The organism is Parazoarcus communis, from assembly GCF_003111665.1.
Taxonomy (GTDB): Bacteria; Pseudomonadota; Gammaproteobacteria; order Burkholderiales; family Rhodocyclaceae; genus Parazoarcus; species Parazoarcus communis_B.
In genome coordinates this window covers 2696838-2721930 of the sequence record NZ_CP022188.1, presented here as the reverse complement: position 1 = coordinate 2721930, position 25093 = coordinate 2696838, and the positions used below count along the sequence as shown (strand labels likewise).

Sequence of the window (25093 nt, the reverse complement as noted above, 5' to 3'; positions counted from 1 at the left end):
AAAGGCGACAGCAACGCTGCGTGCAGCGGGAAGTCCTGATCCCGCTGCACGCACTCAGAACGTCGCCAGTACGTTCAGGAACCATCCCCTGCTGTTGTAGGAAAGGTCCGTGAGATCGTCCGAGTAGTCAGTGAAGTTGTAGCCCACACCCATCTTCACATGCTGTCCCACATGGCGGTAGACCGCGAGCAAGGCACCTGCCTTCGCGTCCTCTGCCTCGGTGGCCGTCAGCTTGCGCCATTCAACCACGGCATCCCATTCGCGCACGAAATGCCAGTCGGCCCGCAACACAACGAGATCGGCACGACTGGAGAACCACTCGCTGTCAGGGTTGGTGAATTTCAGTTCGCCAATCCGCAGGCCGTACTTGGCACCAAGCGACAGCCACGGCAATGCGTCCCAGATCGTATCGACCGAGAACACCTGACTTCGCTGCGCGTAGTCCGCCGCCTGTCCGCTGGCTGACAACTGGCCGGACGAAGGCACGTTGTGATAGTTCGTGTACTTGATCAGGGTGTTCCAACGATCGTTGTTCACCGGCCGGTAGGCTGCGCCCAGAACGAACTCGTGGAAATCACCGTCCCAGAAGCTGCCACCACTATTGCTGCTGCGCGAAAGGTTGAGCTTGCTGATCAGACGCCACGACGGATCGGCCTGATAGCCGAGCGAGTTGCGCGTAAGCCAGGTACGTCCGGTCCCGGAATCAGACTCATCGCGGCGGTATTCGAGACTACCCGCATAGCGCGTCTTGTCACGTTTGTAGCCGACCGAGAGACCTACCGCATTGCGCTTGAAGTCGCCGCCGAGCGGGTCACTGATACGCCCGACCTCGGCCTTTGCGCCAAAGGTCCAGTGATCGAACGGCGCCAGGTCGACACCGAAGGCATGGGTCAGGCCTTCGGGGCCGGCGCCGTGCGTAAGCCGGTTCTCACCGAATACGCGCGCTGTTTCGCTGACGCGATAATCGGCACCGCTCACCCAGGTACCGTGACGTCCGCGCCACGCGTATTCAGGATCCTCAGTTTCGATCACGTAGTTGAGATAGGCATTGCTGCGGTCGCTGATACGGTACTCGCCGCCGAGCAGCCCGCCCGGGCCACCGTTTCCGCCAGAGGCTTCGGCCTTCATCCGCAGTCGGTCGGTGACCTGCATGCTGCCACCCGCCCCCACGCGATTGTTGTCGTCACGTTCGCCAGAGCGTTCGGCCGTTCCCTGCACGTAGCCATAGACAGTCCAGTCGTCGGCGCCCCCCTCTTCGCGCTGCGGGAGGTAGTCGACACGACCGATGACATCGGTCCGGCGCCCCTCCTGTGCCAGCGTCGGGCTGGCAATCAGACCCGGAGCAGTATTGCGCCGCTCGTCCTGGCGCACGCCCGCAGACAACGCCCACTCATCGGCCAGCTGATGCCGCCAGCCGGCCTCGATATTGTTGCGATCCTGAATGTCCCCGTCACGCACATCGGCCTTCAGGGTTACGCGGTCACGTTCGGTCACATCGACCTCGGCACGCGCACCACTCTGAGTCACAGCCTCGCCGGCAATCGAGATCTGGCCCGGAGAGGTGAAGCCTGCTTCACGATCCTGCCAGTATGCCGATACGGTACCGCGCGTCGCGTCGGTCACTTCTGCCAGATCGACCGTCGCTTCGATGCGCTTTGCGTTCGCGTCGGTACTGCTGGTTGTGCTCTGTGCGAAGCCATAGCCGCCATCGACCGACGAGACCAGCGAATCGGCTGCGCCGGTGGAACGCGCAAACTCGGCACGTACCGTGGTTCCTGGTGCGACGCGAACGAGGATATCGGCCCCCTTCAAGGTCTGACGCGTATCGTCCTCGCCCTGACGGAAGGCGGTCAGGCCGAGTCGCAGGTAGTCGTTCGCCCAGTAGCTGGCCCGCACGCCGGCCGCAAGGCTGTCGACCTTTTCCATCCCAGGCACATACTCGTAACTCACCACCAGGTGCAAGGGGTTGCCCGAGATCGCCGACGTATAGACGATGCCGGCACCGCTGGCGGTAGAGGGCAGCGGCGAGCTCAGGATGACCCGCCCTTGCAGATAGTTGACGTCGTAGTCGAGGCCCGCAGTGAGCATCCTGCGCTCTACGACGAGACCGGAATCCCGATCGCGCACTTCGACCCACACCCGCTCGGAGCCCTGGGTAATGTCCTGATGGCGAAGGTAGTAGAGCGAACCGCCCGTACCACGAAACTCTTCGCGCGCAGGCAAGGTACCCGGATCAGCGGCAAACGCTTCGGCAACAGTGCGACGTTCGCCGAACGAGGTTGAGTCGTCCGAAACATAACGCCCTTTTGCACCATACAGACCGCGCGAATACTGAACGAGCTCGCTGCCGGTCCAGCCAGTATGGAAATTGCCCCACATCACGTGCGAGTCACCCCTTTCGAGGCGGACGTAGAACTTGCCTTGCGTCGGCGCATCGTCCACCGTGGTGCTGTCGTCGCCGTAGACCGGATAGTAGGCGTCCGGATCGATGTTGCGCAGCAGATAGCGCGGGTCCTTGGACGAGAAGTTGCTGAACAGGTCTTCCAGCGGCTGTTCGCGGGTATCCGCTGCCGCAGTCAGCAACCATTCCCCCTTGATCTTGCCCTTCAGGTAGAAGGCACCGCGCCCGTCGACGTAGGTTTCGTTGCGGTAATGGTCGGTATCGCCCGTCACCAGTTCTGCACGCTCCCGCTTGTTGACCGCGTTGCGTCCGACGGTCAGGTCGGCGATGGCGATGTAGAACCAGTCACTGTCGGGAATCGACACATTGCGGCGGAAAGTCGCCAGGCGACCATCGGGCTGTGCCACGCTGACATCGATCGAATGCGGGCCTGCCGGAAGAATCTGGCGGAGCACGAAACGCCCGTTTTCATCCACTGGCGCGGGGAGCCCCAAGGCCTGAACCGTCTGACCCGGCGCAAGGTTGCGGCCGCTGACCGTCACCGTGCCACCCTGTACCGGGATATTGCGCAGCGACAGCGCGTTTTCACCCCAGCCCGTGAGGATCTCACGCGCAATAGGCTCGCGGTCGGCAAGCGGCCGCGCGCGGGCACTCACGGACAGCGTCTTCAGCGCGGTCTCGTCGAACCTGCCTTCGCTGTCGTACACCCGCAGCACATACTGGTAGTCGCCTCCGCGAAGATCGGTGGCGGGGAAACGCGCGCCACTGGCGTCCGCCTCCACCGGCACCGACCACTGCGTGGGCTGGCTCCAGCCCAACGGCAGGACCACATGCGGGGTTGATGTGGGTGCTGCGCCAGCACGGAAGATCCGCACTTCCGCCTTGCCGATCCATGCCAGGTAGTTCGCATACCCCCTGAAATGAATGGTTTCACCCCGGACTGCAGTATCTTCCTCGACCCAGACGTTGAGCGCCGGGCGCGCCGCAAGATCGTCATACTTGACCTGGATGTCGGCTTTCTCCAGCGCCACATCCACGCAGCGCTGCCGGTCGGCTTCGTTCACGCCCCCCTTGTCGCCGCCAAGCGCCACCGGTTCGCCATCGACCGTTACCCGGAAAGGGAGATCGGCGTCGCCCACGGCCGCACAGGCCTGCGTGTCAGCCGGGGGGACGGCTGCAGCCACCGGCAAGGCATACCAGGCAGAAATCTCGACGCGCCGGTTCCGTGCCATCCCCTCCGCGGAACTGTTGTCGGCCAGCGGCTTCCCGGGGCCATAGCCGGCGATGCTGATCTGCCCCGGCTCAAGCTCAAGCCGTTCCCGCAGATATTGCGCTACCGCGAGCGCCCGCGCTTCAGACAAGCCCTGATTGTCGCCGTAGCGCCCTTGGGCTCGGGCCGAGAGCTGCTGACTGTCGGTATGCCCGCCAATCGCAAAGCGCAAGCTGGCCTTGCCCCGCAATTCGTCGACCAGCGTATCGAGCGCTGCCTTGGCCTCGGCGGTGAGTTCGGCATTGCCCGAGGCAAAACGCGCACGCCCGCCTTCATCGCTCAAGGCCCGGATCGTCTGCGGTGCCTGCTGTGGCACAGCTGCCTCACGCATCGCCTGACGTGCCTCGTGCGTGACGCCCGACGGCAACGGCCAGTCGTTCGCCGACTGACGTTCGCCCGGCGCAGGCACGCCCTGCCACTCGATTCGCGCATTGTCGATGCGCTTGCCATCGTCGTCCCCATCGGCCGCCCACGCTGCACATGGGTACAAGCTAGCCAGCGCAGTCAGCGTGGCGACGAAAGTGAGTTTCCGTTTCATGTTCGAACCAGTCCTGCGCGCGCTCATTGCTGTGCTCCCTGCGAGCGCACACTCGCGCCAATGATTTCCGTTTCCACCATCAAAGGCGGTCTATCGCTTTCCCCGTCCTTGTCGTCCGTTTCTTCGGCCTGTTGGTAGAAGTCCTTCAGCTGCGCACCCATCGCTGCCAGACGTTGCTCAGCCAGGTCCGCCTCGGCTGCGTCGCCGAGGCGATATGCGAGGCGGGCCACAGCCGGCTGCAGCGCCAGTTGCGGTACGAGCGCGCGAAGCTGCCCGACCCACTCAGGGGCAAGCGAATCGTTCGCGGTGAAGGCTCGCGCATCGACTTCGATGCGGAACACCTTGTGCACCGTCGCGCCGAAGTTGAGCTTGACCATCTTGCCGCGCGTGGTCCGCACGTCGCGCGGATTCTCGGTGGTCAGGCGATAGCCTGATGGCAAGGTGCGTTCGTCGAGCTTCATGACGAAGTTGCTGCCGCGATCCTGCTGCGGGATGTCAGCACAAGTGACGTGGAAGCGTCCTTCGGCGTCGGCCGTCACCAGCAGACCGCGCGCCGTCACTACACGGACGTTGGGAATGCCGGGCTCTCCGTCGTCCTGATAGCCGTTGGCGTTCTTGTCGTCGAAGACCTTGCCGATGATGTCCGAGCAATCGAAGACCGGATCGGGAATGACCCGCACCACAGCCGAGCCGATGTTCGATACGCGCTCACTGACGATGTTGTTCAGCGCCCAGGCGAGGTTGGTGTACTCGCCCTCGCCCACGCCCGCACCGATCACCAGCACAAGACGGTAGGTCTTGGTCTCGCCGGCAGCAAAGCTCTGTGCAGCCCAGTTCAGCGCACGTCCGTTCGCAACCGGCTCTGCAGCCACAAACGCACTGCTGCCGCCATGACGCACGCTGGCGCTGCCACTGCGGTACTTGAAGCCTGGCGGCACCTGATCCACCACATCGATATTGCCCAGCGCTGCGCTCAGGGTATTGGTCGCAGTAATGGTGTAAGGCACCAGTCCGCCCTTGCTCACGCTGACCAGCGGCGTGGTCTTGGTGATGCGGATTGCACCACCGAGAATCGGATCGAGCGGAATATGGTTGTTCAGCACATTGGCCGACGTACCCGGCGTCAGAACGAACCCGAGGTAGTACTGCGTCGTTGTCGCGGTCGCACTGATCGAGGCTTCACAGGCCACGGGGTCATGCGGTGCAGTGCCTGCAGCAGGTGCAGTGTTGGACACCACAACCAGTGCGGGCGCCGGAGCAGCACCAACCGACGGCACATTGGTACACGCCGGGATCAGGGTCGATGTCCCGGGCACATAGCCGGGCGGGACCGTCACCGACAAGCTGTAGTTGCCGGCAGGTGCGCCAGCAAGCAACAGGAACTGATAGATCCCGTCAGCACCCGTCGTCTGGGTGGCGGAACCGCCAAGCACGTGCAGCGCCGGGTCGAAGCCCCCCGGGCCGCTCAGCGTCACGACGGCGCCCTGCACCGGCTGACGCGTTACGGCGTCATACACCACGCCCTGCGGGTCGAGCGGAAGGCTCTGTTCGACGGTGTTCGTCCCCGAAGCGAGCGTGAGTCCGCTCAAGGTTCCATCAACGTTGCTCGCACCACCCGGGTTGGCACTCGCATCCCACGTACCGTTGCTATAAGAAAGGCCCCGCTCGTTCGGAACCGGCCGGCCAAAAGTGACGCCGGTCGTCGGTTCGCGGAAACGGATCTGATAGTCCGGCCCCGGAGCGAGTCCGGTGAAGCTGTAGCTCCCGTCGGCGGCAGTGGTCGTCGTCCCAACCTGCACACCACTGAGCAGCAACTCGACAATCCAGCCCTCGGCCAGCGGCTCGCCACTGTCGAGGACGCGGTCGTGATTGAGATCCCGCCATACCTTGCCCGCCACGGACGCAGCATCCGCAATCGGGGTCGGATCGGAAGCAGTGTTGTTGCCCTCGAAACCGGCGGGCTCTCCGCCGCCGGAAATAACCGCCTGGTTGGTCAGGATCTGTCCGGCAAGGCCGGACGCCACCGCAACACGCAGCACGATGGAGTCGCCGACCGAAGCGGCGGCAATCACGTTGCTACTGGTGCAGGTCACGATCTGGCCGGCAGCCGAGCAGGACCATGCCCCCGTGGTCGGCAGCGCCACTGGCGTGATGCCGGCCGGCAAGGTATCGACGACCGTAATCAGACCACTCGTGGCGACACTGCCGACGTTGCTCGGAACCAGGGTGTAATACCCCGTGGTGCCACCCGCGGCGAATGTTGCCGGCGTGTGCGTCTTGCTGATCGCCAGATCTGGTGCAGCACCCGGCATTTCCGGGAACAGGTTGCCGCCGGACACCATTGTCGTGCCCGTCATCGCGATGCCGGAAATACGGCTGCTGACCCCGCCTGTCGGGTTGTTGGACGCAGACCCGCCCGCACTGCCCACGACCGGCGTGACATTGGTCGTGCTGGGTGGCTGCGCAGGCTGATCAATCGTGTAGGTTCCCTCTGGCAGGCCCGAGAACTCGAAGCTGCCGTCGGCAAGGCTTGTGGTTGTGCGTGTCACGGGGTTGCCGCTGGCATCGGTACCGGACAGGTTGATGACCTGAGCGCCAATGCCGTAGTCGCTTCCATCGACGGCGCCATTTCCGGCGTAATCGAGGAAGACCTGCCCGCGAATGCTGCGGCCGTTGGGTAGCTCGGCAAAATTGTTTGCCGCAGAAACCGTGGCTGGCGGCAGAACAATGCCCGCGATCTGGCTGGGTACCGTGGTGGGTGCAGTTGCACTACCTGCACTGCCGCCATTGCCGACCGCCCCCGGTACGGTCTGACCGTTCGCCGTGTCGGCCGGTTGGGCAAGCTGGGTCACGGTATACGAGCCGGGCGCCAGACCACTGAAGGTGTAGTTGCCACTGGCATCTGTCGTCGTATCGACGGTCACCGCGTTGCCGTTGTTGTCGGTCCCGGTCAGACGGATCGTCTGAGCGGAAATCCCCGCATCAGCGCCGTTCTGCACCCCATTGTTGTTCTGGTCGAGGAATACCGAACCCGAGATGGTGGAGGTCGGCACTTCGGCGAAGTTGTTGTTGGGCGAACTGGCGACGGAACCACCACTCTCGTTGAGGATGATGTTCGCAATCGCGCTGGTCGCCGTCGTCACCGGTGTTGCAGTGCCGGGCGAGCCTCCGCCGCCACCGGACACGGTGCCTGCAGTTGTAATGCCGTTCAGCGTGCCAGTCGGCTGTACCGGCTGGGTGACGGTATAGGTGCCGGCATTGAGCCCGGTGAAGGCGTAGTTGCCGAGCGCATCGCTTGTCGTCGTGCGTGAGATCACCGCGCCGCCAACGGTTTCGACCCCGCTCAGGGTGACCGTAACACCAGCCAGACCCGTGTCGCTGCCGTCGAACAGACCGTTCGGCGTCACGTTCTTGTCGAGGAACACACGACCGGAAACATAGCCCAGCGGACTGATCTCGAGCGTCGCCGCTGCGGGATCGCGGTTGTCACCCAGATTGGTGGACAGGGCACTCGCAGGAATATAGTTGTTGTAGCTGCCTTCAATCGTGCCAGTGACATTTACGCTGATCTGGCAACCACCTGCGGGAATCTGGGCACCCGAGGCGAGGCTGACCTGACCGCTTCCCGCCGTTGCGGTCACGGTTCCGGTACAGGTGGAGCTGAGTCCGTTCGGCGATGCGATCACCAGACTGCCCGGCGCGGTCGGCAGAACATCCTGGAACACCTTGCTCAGCGTGAGCGTGCTTGCGTTCTCGTTGCCGAGGAAGATGCTCAGGGTCGACGTCCCGCCCGAGGGCATCGAAGCCGGGCTGAACTGCTTGGTCACGACGGGCGGCACCGACACGATGACCTGCGCGCTCGCCGGATCCTCGTTGCGCACGCCTTCGTCGGTACTCAGTGCATTCGCAGGAATCGTGTTCGTATATACGCCGGACACGTTGCTGACTGCATCGACCTGCACCTGACAAGTGCCCGTCGCCGGAATGGTTGCCCCCGCAAGCGAGACGCTCGTTGCCGAACTCACCGCATTGACGGTGCCACCGCAAGTCGTGCTTGCGTTGGGCGTCAGCGCAACCGTGAGTCCCGACGGCAGGTTGTCGGTCAGCGTGGCGCCGTGGAGCGCGACCGCGTTCGGATTGCTCAGCGTAATCGTGAGGCGGGTGTTTTCACCCGGACGCACGGTGCTTGGACTGAACGCCTTGGCGATGGACACTTTCGTCCGCGCCTCGAGCGTTGCACTCGCACCCGGCGGCGGGTTGCTTACGCTTGTGCCGCCGGAGCTTGCCGTCACCTCACCGGCATTGATCACGTTGGTGTAGCTGCCTTCGGCGCTGACCACCACATCAATCTCGGCCACGCAGGTGGTACTGACACCGCCACTGGCGGCGCCCAGCGTGCCGCCCGACACCACAACCTGGCTTGCAGTCGGCGTCGTGATACTGCCGCCGGCACAGGTAATGACCGGATTTGCGCCCGCCGGCACCGTCATGTTCGTCGGCAGGTCATCGGTTACGCTGATATTGGCCAGCGGAAGCGTCAGCGGGTTGATGAAGCGCAAGGTCAGACGGGCGCGCTGACCCGGCGCGACGGTTGAGGGAGAGAAACTCTTTTCCACCCCGATACGACCCAGCGCCGCAAGGCTGGCCGTTGATCCATCGGCGTTGGCAACGCCCTCCGCGGTGCTCACCGCGCCAACGGGTATGAAGTTCTGCACCGTACCCGTGGTCAGCGTGGTGACATTCGCCGAAACCGTGCACGTGGCACCCGTCCCGCCGGCAAGCGAGGCACCCGACAATCCAATGGAGGTTCCGTTGGAAGTGGCGCTGATCACACCACCCGGGCAGGTCGTCGTGGCATTCGGGTTGGCTGAGAGGCGCAGTCCCGTCAGCGTGCCCGAGGACAATCCGGTGTCAGTAAAATGGTTCGTGAACGAAAGCCCGGACAGGTCGAGCCCGCCGTTGTTGAGCAGGGTAATCGTGAGACGACTGGATTCACCCGGCGAATCGATCGTGTTCGGCGAAATTGTCTGGGTGACAACGACACTGCCCGAAGCCGACTGCAGGGTCGCCGACAGCGCGGCAGTGTTGCGCACGCCGCCATCAGCCGTGATGCCGCCAATCGGAATGGTGTTCACCCAGGGCCCGCTGCCACTTGAATCGACCATGAACACCAGATCGCACTCGCTCGACGGTGGCAGGGTTGCACCCGACAACTGCACGACACCCGCACCAGGCGTTGCGGTAATGGTCAGTGGCCCGTCACAGGTCGAATAGGCATTTGCTGGATTGCTGACGGTCAGACCCGAGGGCAGGTTGTCGGAAAGGCTGACGTTGTACAACGTGCCGGTGGTTTCAGTGTTGCGCAGCCGAATCGACACGCGGGACTGACCACCGGACTGCACCGTCACAGGCAGGAAACTCTTCGCCGCCGACAGGGCAGAACGGAAAGTGATGCTGGCGGACGCAGCCTGACCATAGGTCGCAGGCTGAAGCGTACCGTCGGGCAATTGCTGGGTGGCGGCGAGCGTGCTGGCGGGAATGGTGTTCGTGTAGTTGCCGGCAGCACCGGTCACGTTAACCTTTACGACACAGCTTCCGGACGTGCCTGTGCCGCCGCTTGCACGGGCCGGGATGGTCGCACCGGAGAGCGAGACCTGATCCTGGTTCGGCGTTGCCGTGACGCTCCCGCCGACGCAGGTCGTCGACGCAATTGCCGAACTGTCGACCAGCATTCCGGCTGGCAGGTTGTCGGTGACCTGCACGCTGGTCAGCGGGTTCTGGGTGTTGTTGGTCAGCGTGATCGTCAGTTCCGACACGCCTCCCTCGGGCAGACTGGTGACCGAGAAGCTCTTGGCTACGGTAGCCGTATGGTTAACCGTGAGCGTGACGTTATTCGACGCCGAAGGGTTGCAGATCGGGCCTGCGCCATTGTTTTCGCATACCGTACCTGCGGCGATGCTGTTTACCCGGCTCTGCCCCTGCGCCGTACCGTAGGCAACCTGGGCGGTAAAGCTCACAGTACAAAGCGAAGGGCTCCCCCCGCTACCGGCAGCCAGATCAAGCGTAAATGCGGGCACAGAGGTATTCGAATAGTCATTGGCAAGCGACCCCGAGCACCCGGCACCGCTCATTGTGGGCGACACCGTTGGAACAACGGTCACGCCGCTCGGCAAGGTATCGATGAAGCGGACGCCAGTCAGCGCGCTACCGGAATAATTTCTCAAGGCGACGCTGTATACGACGATGCCGCCGGCGGCCGGATTGCTCGGCGACTGCGACTTGGCGACCTCGATCTGCCCATGCACCGTGACCGACGCACTGGCCGGACGGCTTGTCACTGAACGAGAGTTGCCCACATCGCCAGCAGCAATGGTGTTGTTGAACACCTTGGACACCGAGGCGATGTCCAGCGTCGCGGTAAATGGAACGGTGACCGTACATGAGGACGAAGCCGGAATCGATGCACCGGACAACTGGATACCAGAACTGCCGGCCACAGCGGTGAGCGTGCCGCCGCTACACGTGGTCGTTGCACCCGACGCAATCGTCAGCGTGCCGCCGGAACCGCCTGCAGGCGTGCCGATCGGGTCATCGGTGAAGCCGACCCCGTTCAGCGCCACGCTGCCATCGTTATACAAGGTGATGACCAGACTCCCGTCCTGACCGGAACGCATCGATGCAGGCGAGAAACTCTTTCCTACGCGCAGCGGCGAGACAATGGTGAGGCTGTCAGATGAACCGGAAACGGCAAGTCCGCGCGCATTGGAGACATCGCTGCCGTTCATGGTCAGCGTCACGCTATTGCTTCCATTTACGCCTGCATCCGTGCCAATCACATCCACCAGCACATCGCAGCGCCCACTCCGCCCGGCGGTTCCACCGGTCATCGTCAGCGCACCGGTTGCGCCCGCTGCCGGTGAAAACACCCCGTCATTTACCGCATCCGTGCCGGTGCATGTCACCGAAGCGTTCGGCGTCGCAGCAACAGCGACACCGGCAGGCAGCGTGAATGACGTTGAATTCAGTGGAACCGCAGCCACGCTGTTTGGGTTGTTGACGCGAATGCGCAGGGTTGAAACCTGATCGAACTGCACCACCGAGTCAGGGCTGAACAATACCGAGGTTGTCAATGAAGACAGCGGCAACACGGTGAAACTCTGCTGCGCAGGAGAAGTGTTGGCGACAGCATTGCCATCGTTCCCCGTCACCGCACCGACTCCAACCGTGTTCACCCGCTCGCCAACTGTTGTCGCATTCACTTCGAACACAACTGAGCAGGTGCCACTGACTGAAGCGCTGGGCGCGACCGGGATGACACCACCCGTCAGACTGATCTGCTGGCTGCCGGGCACCGCAGTCAGCGTGCCGCCGCAGCTGTCAGACACTGCGCGCACGACGTAAATGCCCGCGGCCGCCATGTTGTCGGTGAAGCTGACGCCAGTGACCGCCGAGCCCGAATTGTCGTTCGATAGCGTGAGCGTGAAAGCAGTCGTATCTCCCGGATAGGGCGTGCCCGTATAGCCCGAAGTGATGTTCTTCGAGACCGTGATCGCGGCTTGCGCAGTCGGCAGGGAGAGCAATGCGCAGGACAGCGCAAGCAGCAGACGCCTGCTGCGATTCGAACGCAGAAAAGGCTTGCTGAAAGCTCGGAGAAGACCGCTTTCAGCAAGCACACTCACAGGACTATTGAACATAGAGACTCGCATGAATTTTCATCGAAACAGACCGCTGCCTGAGCACAGCCACCAGACGCCGGAAGCGGCTATGCCACTCGGCGTTACAGGACATACCATTTTCATTTTGCGGGTGAGTGTATCTGACTTGTTACGATTTAACGCGCACGGATCCTCACATTCAACGCAGGTGGCGCATTCGCCACCGAGCAGCAAGGGAACCGTAACGTCTCACGCCGGCCTTGCTGTGCAGGCACACACCTCGTTCGCGATGACTTGAGTGCTCGTCCGCTGGCGGTGAGTCAGTACGCCCTCAGGCCACAGGAGGCCACGCGTTGCGCGTGACCGCGGTGCCTGGTGCAGGCCCCGGCAGCCGGGTCTGCGTATTCCATGCAGACATATTCCGAAGGGAGGTCAGGACAAGGCAAATGACGAGACAATTCAACTGGCATGAGGACCCAGTCGGAAGCGTCCTTTTATATCCCGTTCGGATCAGAATGATGAATGGACACCGCCCCGTCAGCGCACGCAAGTCAGGCTGAAGCCCAGCCCTCTGACCGCCCGTAAAGGCAGCGCGACTCCCGTCTCGTGAAGAACCTTCTTGCGCAGACGGCTCACCAGCATGTCGAGTCTATGGCTCAGGTAGTAATCAGGACGGTGGCCCATCGCCTCCACAAGTACCTCCCGGCGCACCACCTCATTGAGATGCCTGAACAGGCAAGTCAGGAACAGCCGCTCCGAGCCCGACAGTGAAACACCAAGGTCATTCGGCGCAATCAGGACCCAGCCGTCAATCGACATTGACCACGTGGCGGAGGTCTGCGTGATGGATGGCATCCCGGCCCCCGCCTCTTCCCCGGCTTCAGGGCGCCGGGTAGCAATGCGTCGATGAACACTCAATACGGTTGCCGCCAGTTCGCGCAAATCGACAGGTTTGATGAGATAGGCATCGGCGCCATCCATGAGTCCTTTCAGGCGGGACTCGACGGATGTCATCGAAGTTAGCAGCACGACGCCACAACTGGAGACTTCCTTCAACGACGCCGTGATCGAGAATCCATCCTCGCCGGGCAAACCGATGTCCAGAATGACGACGTCGCAAGGCGTGTGGAGCAGACCCCGATAGAGCTCCCGCGAGCCGGGGAAGCCGCGTACGGAGAAGCCGGACGCCTGCAGCCCCAATACAACCTCATCGCGCAGGTCTTCGTCATCATCCACGACGCAGACGCGAAGTCCGACCCCAGTGCCCGGCTCAAGCCGCTCGATGATGTCTCCTGTGTCAGGCATTGGATGTCTACTCTCTGAATTCATGAGTCAAATTGTGCCAAATATTAGCGTTTAACCACATTCAATAAGTGGATTTAAGAAAGTATGGTGTGATCTGCGGCACAGCCTCCACGCAATCCAGCCCTTCAGGCTCACTCCCGCACGTCAGCCACGCCCATATCCCGCCACGGCAGGCTGACGCTGAATGTGGTCCCAGCCCCGGGAGCACTTTCAACCGCGATCTCACCGTCATGCAGGGTAACGATCTGCCTCACCAGGGCGAGTCCCAGCCCAGCCCCCGGCTGCCGGGTTCCTTGAGCCCTGTAGTAGGGCTCGAAAATCCGCGCCTGGTCACCCACTGCAATGCCGCAACCGCAGTCCCTCACCCGGACGCGCACCCGCTCACGATCCAGCGCAACGTCGACATGAATGGGCGTGTCGTCGGGCGAATACTTGATCGCATTACCCACAAGATTCGTGAATGCAACGCCCAGCATCTCGCGATCACCACGCACGCTTACGGCGGCCACGTCACCATGATCGACTTCGATCAGCGACCGCTCTGCCGCACGTACCACATCCGCGATGAGGTCGAGCAGGTCGAAAGCCTGCTCGCCAACCGACAAACCGCGTTGGCGGAGTCGGTCCTGAGTCAGGTTATCGTCGATCATGGCCAACAGACGGCGACTGGCACGCCTGATCTTCTGGTGCCGGGCAACGACGTTGGGTGGCAGACTGCCGACCCGCTCGAGGTTCTGCAGCGTAAAGTCAATGGTCGCAAGCGGCGATTTCAGCTCGTGCGAGACCAATGCAACGGTCTCCTGCTGCTGCACAAGCTGCGCCCGCGCCGCCTCCGCCTGAGACAGCGCCGCAGTCGATACCGCTTGCGCACGGGCGCGCTGGGCAAGGACGCTGGCAAGCACACCTCCCCCCAAGGCCAGTGCAAGCGGCACCCCAAGCCCGCTCGCCTGCTGCCATGCGAGCAGGATGAGATGCAGCCCCAGAATGATCGTGATGACCAATACAAGCACGAGCAGAATCGACACCGGACGCAGCCCGGACCGTCTGACGCCCCCCGCCCCCGGCATCATCAATGCAGGCACCATCCCAAGCAGCACCAGCGCCAGATCCAGGGCTGGCCTCGGGGGTGAAAGATAGATCCCTTTCGACAGCGACGCGTACGCAATCGCAAGCACATGAACACCATTCATGACGCCGCGAGGGGTGTTCACCCGATCGGCAAAAAGCGCCGTGGAGCCGATAAAAACCGCCTTGTCGCGGAACAGCGTTGGATCCAGTTCATGACCGGGCAACCCGAGCGCCGCCTTGACCAGCGTTGCAAGCGGCAGAGTCAGAACCGAGTGTGTATTCGCTGGATAGATCAGGCCGATCGCTCCGTCCGCATCAACATCCCAAGTGGCATGACCGACGCGCAATCTACCTTCCTCCAGCGCGAGCGCCGGCGCCTGTTCGCCCGGATATAGCGCTGCCAGCACTGCAGAGGGAAGGTACTGCCCGCGCGTCCGGTGCAGCAGGGGGATGCGTCGAAGTACGCCATCCGCATCATGATCGAGCGAAATCAGCCCAATCTTTGGCAGCGACTTGGCGCCATCAAGCAGGGGGGACGGCAGCGCTACGGACACCCAGTCGGTCGCAGGCAGGTTTTGGGCGCGACCGGCATCTGCAGGCTGCCATGCGAGCGCCGCCAGAACGTCCACGTCACTCTTGCCGGCGACCGGCCGGCGCAAGGCGCTGGCGGCGAGCACCGCATTCCGGTTTCTCGCAAGCGCGGCGCGGAACTCGGCATCGCCCGGCCTCGCGTCCAGAAAAAGGACATCGAAGAACACCGTCCTTGCCTGCATCTCACCCAGAAAGTCGAGCAGCACCGCATAGATGTCACGGCGGTAAGGCCAGGTACCGAGGTAGGGCCGCAGTTCCGCGAGCGAATCCTCGTCAATCTCCACGACCAGGACATCGTCGAACTGTTGCGTCCGGGCAAGCAGCTGCTGGCTGCCATCCTGCAACCAGGCTTCGACCCGCGGATAAAGCGCACTCAGGGGAATGAGCCACGCCAGCAGTGCAAGCAGGCAGATTAGCCCCAGGGTCGGGGCAAACCGCCTCAAGCCCTGCCTGTCGAGGGCAGCCCCGCTCACAGGCGTCTCACAGCGCCAGAATCAATGGCACGAACAGTAGCGGCCAGGCAGGCAATGACGACGGCACCTCAATCTGCTGGGGCGCGCTGTACGGGCCGACAACACCATCGGAATCAATCGTCTGCACGCGCACGAAGACGCTTCTGCCGAGAAATTCACGCTCAAGCCTGAAGATTGGCGCGGACAGCTGCTCATTAACGAGCACAGAGCTGAAACCCGCGTCGGGCGAGAGCTGCAGCCGGAATGTCTGCCCGGGCTCGCCCGCCGGCCAGCGCAACTGCAGGGCGTCGTCCTCGAGCGCAGGCTCTTCCAGCGCCGGACTGGACGGCGGCGGCACATGGCTGAAGCGATGCGCCAGGCTGAAAGGCCCTTGCCTGCCGTCATCGGCAATACTGGCCAGGCGCCAGTAGTACTCCCCTTCATGCACCTGAACCGGATACTCGACATCGCTCAGTTCAGACTCATCGACCAGTAGCGGATCAAATTTCGGACTGTCCGCGAGCTGCAACCTGAAACCGGAGACCCCTTGAGGGCGCGCCCAACGCAGCATCACTGACTGAGCTCGTATCGCTCGCCCCTCGGCTGGAGCCAGTGCGAGCGGCGCCTCCGGGCGAGCAGCAAGAACAAAGACATGCTCGGCGTTCCGCCCCTCGAGCCCATCGTCGGCCACCGCGTGCACCCGCAGCCGATACCTGCCATCAGGCAGATCTGGCCACTTTGCCGATGGTTCGGTGAAGGTGTCGTCGAGCAGCAGGATATCGTCGCTGGCCTCGGAAAACACCTGCGCACGCCAACGGGTGATTCCCTCTCCTGCCGCCCAGGAGAAACGCAAGGGCAGATGCTCGACCCGGTCGGGCAATCCGGCAAGCCTTGGTGGCGGAGCCAGGGCTCTCGCGGATGACGGCCCGCCGTCCGCGCGGGACACGGTACCGTAGCCCGCATCGAGCCCAACGACTGCGCCTCCCCGCGCGCCCGCGGCAAGCACGCGGCCGCTCAGAACCTCGGCATGTGCAGGGCCGTTGGGGGCTACACCGAAACGGAACTCCGTACCCCGTACGCCGAGGTTCAAGGCTTGCGACTCAATGCGGTATCGCGCGGCAGGTGACTGTTGCCGACTGACACGGCTATCGAGCTTGCCTTCGTGCAAGCGGATCGCCGTGTCCGCCATGCCGGTATTGCCGTACTGTTTCATGCGCGCCAGCGTGATCCGGCTATTCGCTGCAATCAACAGGCGGGAACCATCGAAGAAGCGCAGGCTTGCATTGCTGTCTGCCCCGGTCCTGAGTTCCTCACCGACGCTCAGTCGATCGCCCGCGCGCAAGGGCTGCTCCGCCCCGGCAAGCACACGGACGACGTCGCCTCTGACGTGGATTGCGGTCGCCATTGCAGCCCCCTGACGCAGCCAGTCGACAGGAATCCGCAATTTTTCGCCCGGCGTCAGACGACGGGGATCCTTTACCTCGTTGAGTACCTGTAGCCGCGCCCAGTCACCGGGATGTTTAAGGTAGTGATGCGCAATTTCGCTCAGGGTGTCGCCGGGGCGAACTGCATAGCTCCAGTCTGCGGCGAAGAGCGAGGGGGCGAACAGCGACAACAGGAGTTGAGCGCACAGGGCGGCAGACTTCAACGGGCGGTCCTCACGGCACGGTCAGGGCCGGCAACCGCAATTCAGGCGGAACGGCCTCTGCCATGGCAGCATCGGCGGTGTTATTGGAAAGACCCCGGTTATACCGCACCCTGCACGATCAAGCCACGTGGTTCCGCCAGATTGTTAGGCTTCGTGAGCGGGCAGGCCCCTGCGCGCCGGATCGACCCGCCCCCACCCGGTCGTCGAACAAGGCCCACCGCTCCGGCGTGCTCACATCGTGATCAATGCCCGCCGCCGAACAGCAAACGGTCAGACTGCCTGCGGCCATTCTGCGCCCGCCGCTCCTGCTTGCGCTCGCCCTGCTCGTACGCGCCATGCAGGTAGACGTCGCGTCGTTGGGTTGCACGCCTGTCGTCGAAATGGACATACACACAGGCGCAGGCCTCCTGGGTACAGGATGGCAGGGGTATCGGCGGCGCTTCGGTCGACAGGTAACGCTTGCCCTTCAGTGCGCGTGAGGATGCACATCCCTTGCCGGATGCCCGCACCTCCACAGCGTGAAAGGAGCGTCTGTGCGGCTGCTCACGTATGACTTCCTGATCGGGTTCGTCTCCCTCCGCCTTCTTCCTGATGATCACAAACGCCAGCAGTCCCACCGCTACCAAGGCCATCAGCATTGCTGCATTTTCCATAAAGCGTCTCCTTGCAGTTCTCTTTTCAGCATAGAACACGATATGCACATCGTCGCCCCCGCCTTTGCATTCAACAGTCCGATAGAATCATGAGCTAGCCGCGCCAGGGCGAACATCAACGGCGCGGAACACAAGACAAGGAGACCGCATGCCACGCCATACAAAGATCGTAGCCACACTGGGCCCTGCCTCGACCGACCCCCAAGTGCTCGAACGCATGGTCCATGCGGGCGTGGATGTGGTACGGATGAACTTTTCCCATGGCAAGGCGGAGGATCACATTGCCCGCGCCAGCGCCATCCGCGAGGCATCGGCGCGCACCGGCCGGCCGGTGGGCATCCTTGCCGACCTGCAAGGGCCCAAGATCCGGGTGGGAAAGTTCGAAAATGGCCGGGTCACGCTCACGGGCGACGCGTCCTTCATTCTCGATGCACGCTGCGAGACCGGCAATGCCGAGCGTGTCGGGCTGGACTACAAGGATCTGCCCAAGGACGTGAAGCCGGGCGACGTCCTGCTGCTCGACGACGGCCGACTCAAGCTGGTGGTCGAGCGCGTGATCGGCCATGAAATCCACACCCGCGTGCGCGTGGGCGGAGAGTTGTCGAACAACAAGGGCATCAATCGCCAGGGCGGCGGACTGACGGCGCCGGCGCTCACCGCCAAGGACATGGACGACATCAAGACCGCGGCGCAAATCGGCGTCGACTTCGTGGCGGTGTCTTTCCCCAAGAGTGCAGCTGACATGTACATGGCGCGTCAGCTCCTGCGCGCGGCAGGCAGCGAATCGCTGCTAATCGCCAAGATCGAACGTACCGAGGCGGTCGCCAACCTGAGTGAGATTCTCGATGCATCGGACGGCATCATGGTGGCCCGCGGCGACCTTGCGGTTGAAGTGGGCGACGCCGCCGTGCCGGCGCTGCAGAAAAAGATGATCCGCGCCGCGCGCGACCGCAACAAGCTCACCATCACTGCCACGCAGATGATGGAGTCGATGATCGGCAGCCCGGTGCCAACCCGCGCCGAGGTCTCGGACGTCGCCAATGCGGTGCTCGATGGCACCGATGCGGTGATGCTGTCGGCCGAAACAGCCTCCGGCAACTTCCCGGTCGAAGTGGTCGAGGCGATGAGCCGGGTATGCCTCGAAGCGGAAAAATCGGCTGAAATCGGGCTCGACCGCGAGGTGCTGGACCGGGTATTCACCCGCATCGACCAATCGATTGCAATGGCGGCGATCTGGACTGCCTACCATCTGAAGGTGAAGGCCATCGCCTCGCTGACCCAGACCGGGTCGACCGCGCTGTGGATGAGCCGGCCGATCTGTGGCGTGCCGATTTACGCCCTCACCCCGGAGATCAGCGCGCGCAACCAGATGACGCTGTATCGCGAGGTGTATCCGCTGCTGATGAGCCAGCTCCATGTCGACCGCGACGTATTGCTGTGGGAAGCTGAGCAGATTCTGCTCGACCAGGGGGTCGTCGAATACGGCGACCTGATCGTGCTCACGATCGGCGAACCCATCGGCACCACCGGTGGCACCAACACCCTGAAGATCGTGCGCGTCGGCGATCATCACCCGCCAAACAGCGACGAATGAGCCGCGCGTGTGGTGAAATTACCGCGTCGATTGTCTCAATCCGTGTGAGCCGGTTCCGGCTGGAGCCGCTCACGGGATAAAATGCCGCTTTATTCAACCTGACCATTGACCGGCCACCCAGCGCCGGCGACCCCCGGAGATTTCTGATGCCTCTCGTGTCCATGCGCCAGCTGCTCGACCACGCCGCCGAACACACCTATGGTCTGCCTGCCTTCAACGTCAATAACCTTGAACAGGTTCAGGCCATCATGGAAGCGGCTGCCGAGTCTGACAGCCCGGTGATCATGCAGGCCTCCGCCGGTGCCCGTAAGTATGCCGGCGAAGCCTTCCTGCGCCACCTTATCGAAGCTGCAGTCGAAACCTATCCGAACATTCCTGTCGTGATGCACCAGGATCACGGCCAGAGCCCCGCCATCTGCATGGGCGCGATCCGCTCCGGCTTTTCCAGCGTGATGATGGACGGTTCGCTGCTCGAAGACGGCAAGACCCCCTCCTCCTACGAATACAACGTCGCCGTTACCCGCGAGGTCGTGAAGTTTTCGCACGCGATCGGCGTCAGCGTCGAAGGCGAACTGGGCTGCCTCGGCTCGCTCGAGACCGGCCAGGCCGGTGAGGAAGACGGCATCGGCGCCGAAGGCACGCTCGACCACAGCCAGATGCTGACCGACCCCGACCAGGCTGCCGACTTCGTCAAGCAGACCGACTGCGACGCGCTCGCCATCGCCATCGGCACCAGCCACGGCGCCTACAAGTTCACCCGCAAGCCCACCGGCGACATCCTCGCCATCGAGCGCATCAAGGCCATCCACGCCCGCCTGCCCAACACCCACCTGGTGATGCATGGTTCGTCGTCCGTGCCGCAGGAGCTGCTCGAGATCATTCGCCAGTACGGCGGCGACATGAAGGAAACCTACGGCGTGCCGGTCGAGGAAATCGTGCAGGGCATCAAGCACGGCGTGCGCAAGATCAACATCGACACCGACATCCGCCTGGCAATGACGGGCGCGGTGCGCAAGTTCCTGTTCGAGAACCCGTCCAAGTTCGACCCGCGCGAGTTCAACAAGCCCGCTCGCGAAGCCGCCAAGCTGGTGTGCAAGGCACGTTTCGAAGCCTTCGGTTGCGCTGGCATGGCCTCAAAGATCAAGCCGCTGTCGCTGGAGAAGATCGCTGCGCGCTACAAGGCCGGCGAACTGACGCAAGTCGTACGCTGATCGCCTTCTGGCGACGAAGCTGCACAAGAGCGCGCCACTGGCGCGCTTTTTTTCGCCTCGGACACAACACAACGGACCTGCCCCGATGACCGGACACAATCGACACTGCTTTACCTACGGCTCGCTGATGATCCCGCACATCATGTTCGAGGTGTGCGGAATGAAGCCGGCGGCGGTCCCCGCCGTACTCGAGGACCATCGCCGGCACCCGGTGCGCGGTGAGGATTACCCGGGCATGGTCGCCACCCCCGGCCATGCGGTCAGCGGCGTGCTCTACCTCGACCTTCCCCCGGCGGCGCTGGCGCGCCTGGACGCCTTCGAGGGCGAGCAGTACCAGCGCAGCGCAGTGACCGTCGTGGACGCAGCGGGAAGACAACTGGCTGCCGAGGCCTACGTGTTTCGGCCCGAATACGCGGATCTGCTGCTGCCGGGCGACTGGGACGTCGCCGCGTTCGAGCGCGAGGGACGGCAGCGCTTCGAGCTCAAGTTCGTCGGCAAGCGGGGCGACTGAGCGCGGCGACCGCGCCGCCGGTTTCCTTCTGCCCGGACCACTTCTCCGCGCCAAGGCACACCACCCGGTTGCGGCCGTACGCCCTGCCCCTGAACCCGCGATGTCGGCCCTGCCCGCGCGCTCCGGTTCTCATCCGGGCAGGCTGAAGACCCGGCCAGCAGCGAGTCACCCGGTGATCGCGCGCATCATCGACGCCCCATCCGACTGCAGGAAGTCGAGCAGCGCCTCCAGCGCGGGTGTCAGCGGACGTTCGGCATGGACCAGCACGTTCCACTCGCGGATCACCGGCGTGTCGACCACATCGAGCCGGACCAGGCGACCGCTCTCGACCTCCATTGCAAAGGTGTGGTGGGACAGGAAGGCGATGCCCATGCCCGCCATCACGGCCTGCTTCAGGGTCTCGTTGCTACCGAGTTCGTCTGCGGCAAGTGGCTTGACGCCGTGCGCGCGCAGAAAACGCTCGAGGTTGCTGCGCGTGCCCGACCCGCGTTCGCGCAGCAACAGTCGCTCACCGGCGAGTGCGGCAGGCGGGATATTGCGCCGCGCCGCCAGTGGGTGGTCCGGGCGGGCAACGAAGGACAGACGATGTGGCGAAAACGGAATCCGGCGCAAGGCCATGCCCCCCGGCGGCTGACCCATGATCGCGAGGTCGGCACGCTGCTCCTGAAGCAGTGCATGCACGCGGTCGCGGTTCTCCACCGTCAGGCGGAACTTGATGTCCGGGTAGCGGCGTCCGAACTCCGCCAGCAGGTGGGGCACGAAATACTCTGCGGTGGTGATGGCCACGACCTCCAGGGTTCCCGAGGCCACGCCTCGCATCGACTTGAGTTCCACTTCGGCCAGCTCCAGTGCAAGCAGCGCTTCACGCGCCCTGCGCACCAGCACCTCCCCGGCGGGGGTGAGGCGGATTTCCCGCCGACCGTCCACCAGCACCTGACCGACCACCGTCTCGAGCTCCTTGATCTGCATCGACACCGCAGGCTGCGTGAGGTGCAGCAGGCGGGCTGCCTGCGTGAAGCTGGAGGTATCGGCCACGGCGACGATTGCACGGAGCTGCTTCAAGGTCAGGCGATGCGCGAGTCTCATCAGAAAACCTTATCTCAAAACCCTAACATTCATCATTGGAGCTTATCTCAACAAAACCGTAATGTCTGCTCACCAGACCAGAGGAGACAGACATGGGCGCACCCGATACTCCGCAGCAGATTCTCGACCCCAAGAAGCGCTACCAGGCCGGCGTGCTCAAGTACGCCCAGATGGGCTACTGGGATCCGGACTACGAGCCCAGGGACACCGATGTGCTTGCGGTCTTCCGCATCACGCCGCAAGACGGCGTGGATCCGGTCGAAGCGGCAGCGGCCGTCGCCGGCGAATCTTCGACCGCAACCTGGACCGTGGTGTGGACCGACCGTCTCACCGCAAGCGACAAGTACCGTGCCAAGGCCTATCGCATCGACCCGGTTCCGGGCCAGGAAGGCCAGTACTTCTGCTGGGTGGCCTACGACCTCGACCTCTTTGAGGAAGGCTCGATCGCCAACCTCACCGCCTCGATCATCGGCAACGTGTTCAGCTTCAAGCCGCTCAAGGCTGCACGCCTCGAAGACATGCGCCTGCCGGTTGCCTATGTGAAGACCTTCCGTGGCCCGCCCACCGGGATCGTGGTCGAGCGCGAGCGCCTGGAGAAGTACGGCCGGCCGCTGCTGGGCGCAACGATGAAGCCCAAGCTCGGGCTCTCAGGCAAGAACTATGGCCGCGTCGTGTACGAAGCGCTGCGTGGCGGCCTGGACTTCACCAAGGACGACGAGAACATCAACTCGCAGCCCTTCATGCACTGGCGCGACCGCTTCCTGTACTGCATGGAAGGCGTCAATCAGGCGGCGGCACAGACAGGCGAGATCAAGGGTCACTACCTCAACATCACCGCCGGGACCATGGAGGAGATGTACAAGCGTGCGGAATTCGCCCGCGACCTCGGTTCCTGCGTGGTGATGGTCGACCTCATCATCGGATGGACCGCCATCCAGTCGATCAGCAACTGGTGCCGCGACAACGACATGATCCTGCATATGCACCGCGCAGGCCACGGCACCTACACGCGTCAGAAGAATCACGGTGTGAGCTTTCGTGTGATCGCCAAGTGGCTGCGCCTGGCCGGCGTCGACCACCTTCATGCGGGCACTGCGGTGGGCAAGCTCGAGGGTGACCCCATGACGGTTCAGGGCTTCTACAACGTGTGCCGCGACACCGTGACGAGACAGGACCTGCCGCGCGGCCTGTTCTTCGATCAGGACTGGGCCAGCATCAAGAAGGTGATGCCGGTGGCTTCGGGTGGCATCCATGCCGGGCAAATGCATCAACTGCTCGATCTGTTCGGCGACGAAGTCGTGCTGCAGTTCGGCGGCGGCACCATCGGCCATCCGATGGGCATCCAGGCCGGCGCCCAGGCCAACCGCGTAGCGCTGGAAACCATGGTGCTGGCGCGCAACGAAGGACGCGACATCGTGAACGAAGGCCCGCAGATCCTCGCCGACGCTGCCAAGTGGTGTCAGCCCCTGCGCGCCGCCCTCGATACTTGGGGCGATATCACCTTCAATTACACCAGCACCGACACATCGGACTTCGTGCCCACCGCCAGCGTGGCCTGATCGCGCAGCACGAAACCATCAGAACAGAACGAGGAGACACCACCATGCGCATCACTCAGGGCTGCTTTTCATTCCTGCCCGATCTGAGCGACAGCCAGATCGGGGCCCAGATTCACTATTGCCTGAACCAGGGCTGGGCGGTCGCACTCGAATATACGGACGATCCGCATCCGCGCAACACCTACTGGTTGATGTGGGGCCTGCCGATGTTCGACCTGGCCGACCCGGCCGGCGTCATGCAGGAGTTGCAGGCCTGCAGGCAGGCCAATCCCGGACACTACATCCGGGTGAACGCATTCGATTCGACCAAGGGCTGGGAGACAGTGCGCATGTCCTTCATCGTCCAGCGCCCCCCGAGCGAACCCGGCTTCCGTCTGGTACGCCAGGAGACCGGAGGACGAAACCTGCGCTACACGCTCGAAAGCTACGCCGTGGGCGCAGGTACAGAGGGCGCCCGATACGCCGGCTGAAGCCGGCCGAACGCAGGGCGGAACAACGCATTCCGCCCGCACACCGAATGCTGCATGGAGGAGACCGACATGAGCGCCAGTGACCTGCAAGGCCTGACGGGCGAAACACCGCCCACATCCGATGCAAGCATCGACCTCGCCGCCGAATACGCCGACGCCGGCATTGGCGACGTCCTCGAACGGCTGGACCACGATCTGGTCGGTCTCGCGCCGGTCAAGCGCCGGGTGCGCGAAATCGCCGCACTGCTGCTGGTCGACCGGGTGCGCCAGCGCCTCGGGCTCACGACCGCAGCGCCTTCGCTGCACATGAGCTTTACCGGCAACCCGGGGACCGGCAAGACCACGGTCGCCATGCGCATGGCCGAGATCCTCCAGCGACTCGGCTATTGTCGGCGCGGCCACGTCGTCGCCGTCACCCGCGACGATCTCGTCGGCCAGTACATCGGCCACACCGCCCCCAAAACCAAGGAAGTCCTCAAACGCGCCATGGGCGGGGTGCTGTTCATCGACGAAGCCTATTACCTGTACCGTCCAGAGAACGAAAAGGACTACGGGCAGGAGGCCATCGAGATCCTGCTGCAGGTGATGGAGAACCAGCGCGACGATCTGGTGGTGATCCTCGCCGGCTACGCCGACCGCATGGAGCGCTTCTTCGAGTCGAACCCGGGCATGAAGTCACGCATCGCCCACCATGTGGACTTCCCGGACTACGCCAGCAGCGAACTCGGCGAGATCGCCGAACGCATGCTCGCGCAGTGGAACTATCGCTTCGAACCCGCCGCGCGCCTCGCCTTCGACGAGTACATCGCCCTGCGCCGCACCCGCCCCCACTTCGCCAACGCGCGCAGCATCCGCAATGCACTCGACCGCATGCGCCTGCGCCAGGCCCTGCGTCTGTTCGAGACTGGATCCACGGTTGATGCCAGCGCGCTGTGCACGCTGAGCGAGGCCGACGTACGCGCCAGTCGCCAGTTTGCCAGGCCGGCAACGACCACCGAACCGACGTTCGATACCGAACTCGACTTCGACCCCGAGCGCGGTACCGACCGCAGCGACTACTGAACCCGCACACAGAGGCCGC

At 63.4% G+C, this 25093-nt stretch carries 13 protein-coding genes; 6 read left to right on the top strand and 7 right to left on the bottom strand.

Features of this window, described 5'->3' with window-relative positions; genetic code table 11:
- Positions 1-54: 54 nt before the first annotated feature.
- The 6 genes from CEW87_RS12405 to CEW87_RS12380 form a co-directional block, all read right to left on the bottom strand.
- Positions 55-4209, bottom strand: coding sequence for an OmpA family protein (locus CEW87_RS12405; RefSeq protein ID WP_108973423.1), 4155 nt, complete (start codon positions 4207-4209; stop codon positions 55-57).
- Positions 4210-4232: 23 nt separating this feature from the next.
- A complete protein-coding gene (locus CEW87_RS12400; protein ID WP_159098160.1) occupies positions 4233-11903 on the bottom strand; it encodes an SdrD B-like domain-containing protein in 7671 nt (2556 codons plus the stop codon).
- Positions 11904-12401: 498 nt separating this feature from the next.
- On the bottom strand, positions 12402-13169 hold the full coding sequence (locus CEW87_RS12395) for a response regulator transcription factor (RefSeq protein ID WP_159098159.1): 768 nt from the start codon (positions 13167-13169) through the stop codon (positions 12402-12404).
- 131 nt (positions 13170-13300) lie between these two features.
- Positions 13301-15301: a CHASE2 domain-containing protein gene (locus tag CEW87_RS12390; RefSeq protein WP_108973417.1), complete on the bottom strand. Its 2001-nt coding sequence runs from the start codon at positions 15299-15301 to the stop codon at positions 13301-13303.
- Between the two features lie 7 nt (positions 15302-15308).
- Positions 15309-16928: a FecR domain-containing protein gene (locus CEW87_RS12385; protein ID WP_108973415.1), complete on the bottom strand. Its 1620-nt coding sequence runs from the start codon at positions 16926-16928 to the stop codon at positions 15309-15311.
- A gap of 242 nt (positions 16929-17170) precedes the next feature.
- Complete coding sequence (locus CEW87_RS12380; protein WP_108973414.1) at positions 17171-17581, bottom strand: hypothetical protein; 411 nt, start codon at positions 17579-17581, stop codon at positions 17171-17173.
- 148 nt (positions 17582-17729) lie between these two features.
- Between CEW87_RS12380 and pyk the strand changes: the two genes are divergently transcribed.
- The 3 genes from pyk (at position 17730) to CEW87_RS12365 (ending at position 20897) form a co-directional block, all read left to right on the top strand.
- Positions 17730-19175, top strand: a complete 1446-nt coding sequence (gene pyk, locus CEW87_RS12375) for a pyruvate kinase (protein ID WP_108973412.1) — start codon at positions 17730-17732, stop codon at positions 19173-19175.
- Positions 19176-19321: 146 nt separating this feature from the next.
- Positions 19322-20386 carry a class II fructose-bisphosphate aldolase gene (gene fba, locus CEW87_RS12370; protein WP_108973410.1) on the top strand — a complete coding sequence of 355 codons (1065 nt, stop codon included), beginning with the start codon at positions 19322-19324 and terminating at the stop codon, positions 20384-20386.
- Positions 20387-20471: 85 nt separating this feature from the next.
- Entirely contained in the window at positions 20472-20897 is a 426-nt protein-coding gene (locus CEW87_RS12365) for a gamma-glutamylcyclotransferase family protein (protein WP_108973408.1), read from the top strand.
- Between the two features lie 165 nt (positions 20898-21062).
- Here CEW87_RS12365 and CEW87_RS12360 read toward each other — a convergent pair whose 3' ends face one another.
- A complete protein-coding gene (locus tag CEW87_RS12360; protein ID WP_108973406.1) occupies positions 21063-21983 on the bottom strand; it encodes a LysR family transcriptional regulator in 921 nt (306 codons plus the stop codon).
- A gap of 92 nt (positions 21984-22075) precedes the next feature.
- Between CEW87_RS12360 and CEW87_RS12355 the strand changes: the two genes are divergently transcribed.
- The 3 genes from CEW87_RS12355 (at position 22076) to cbbX (ending at position 25074) form a co-directional block, all read left to right on the top strand.
- Positions 22076-23542 carry a form I ribulose bisphosphate carboxylase large subunit gene (locus CEW87_RS12355; protein ID WP_108973404.1) on the top strand — a complete coding sequence of 489 codons (1467 nt, stop codon included), beginning with the start codon at positions 22076-22078 and terminating at the stop codon, positions 23540-23542.
- 44 nt (positions 23543-23586) lie between these two features.
- Positions 23587-24012, top strand: coding sequence for a ribulose bisphosphate carboxylase small subunit (locus CEW87_RS12350; RefSeq protein WP_108973402.1), 426 nt, complete (start codon positions 23587-23589; stop codon positions 24010-24012).
- 69 nt (positions 24013-24081) lie between these two features.
- Entirely contained in the window at positions 24082-25074 is a 993-nt protein-coding gene (gene cbbX, locus CEW87_RS12345; protein WP_108977171.1) for a CbbX protein, read from the top strand.
- The last annotated feature ends 19 nt before the right edge of the window (positions 25075-25093 follow it).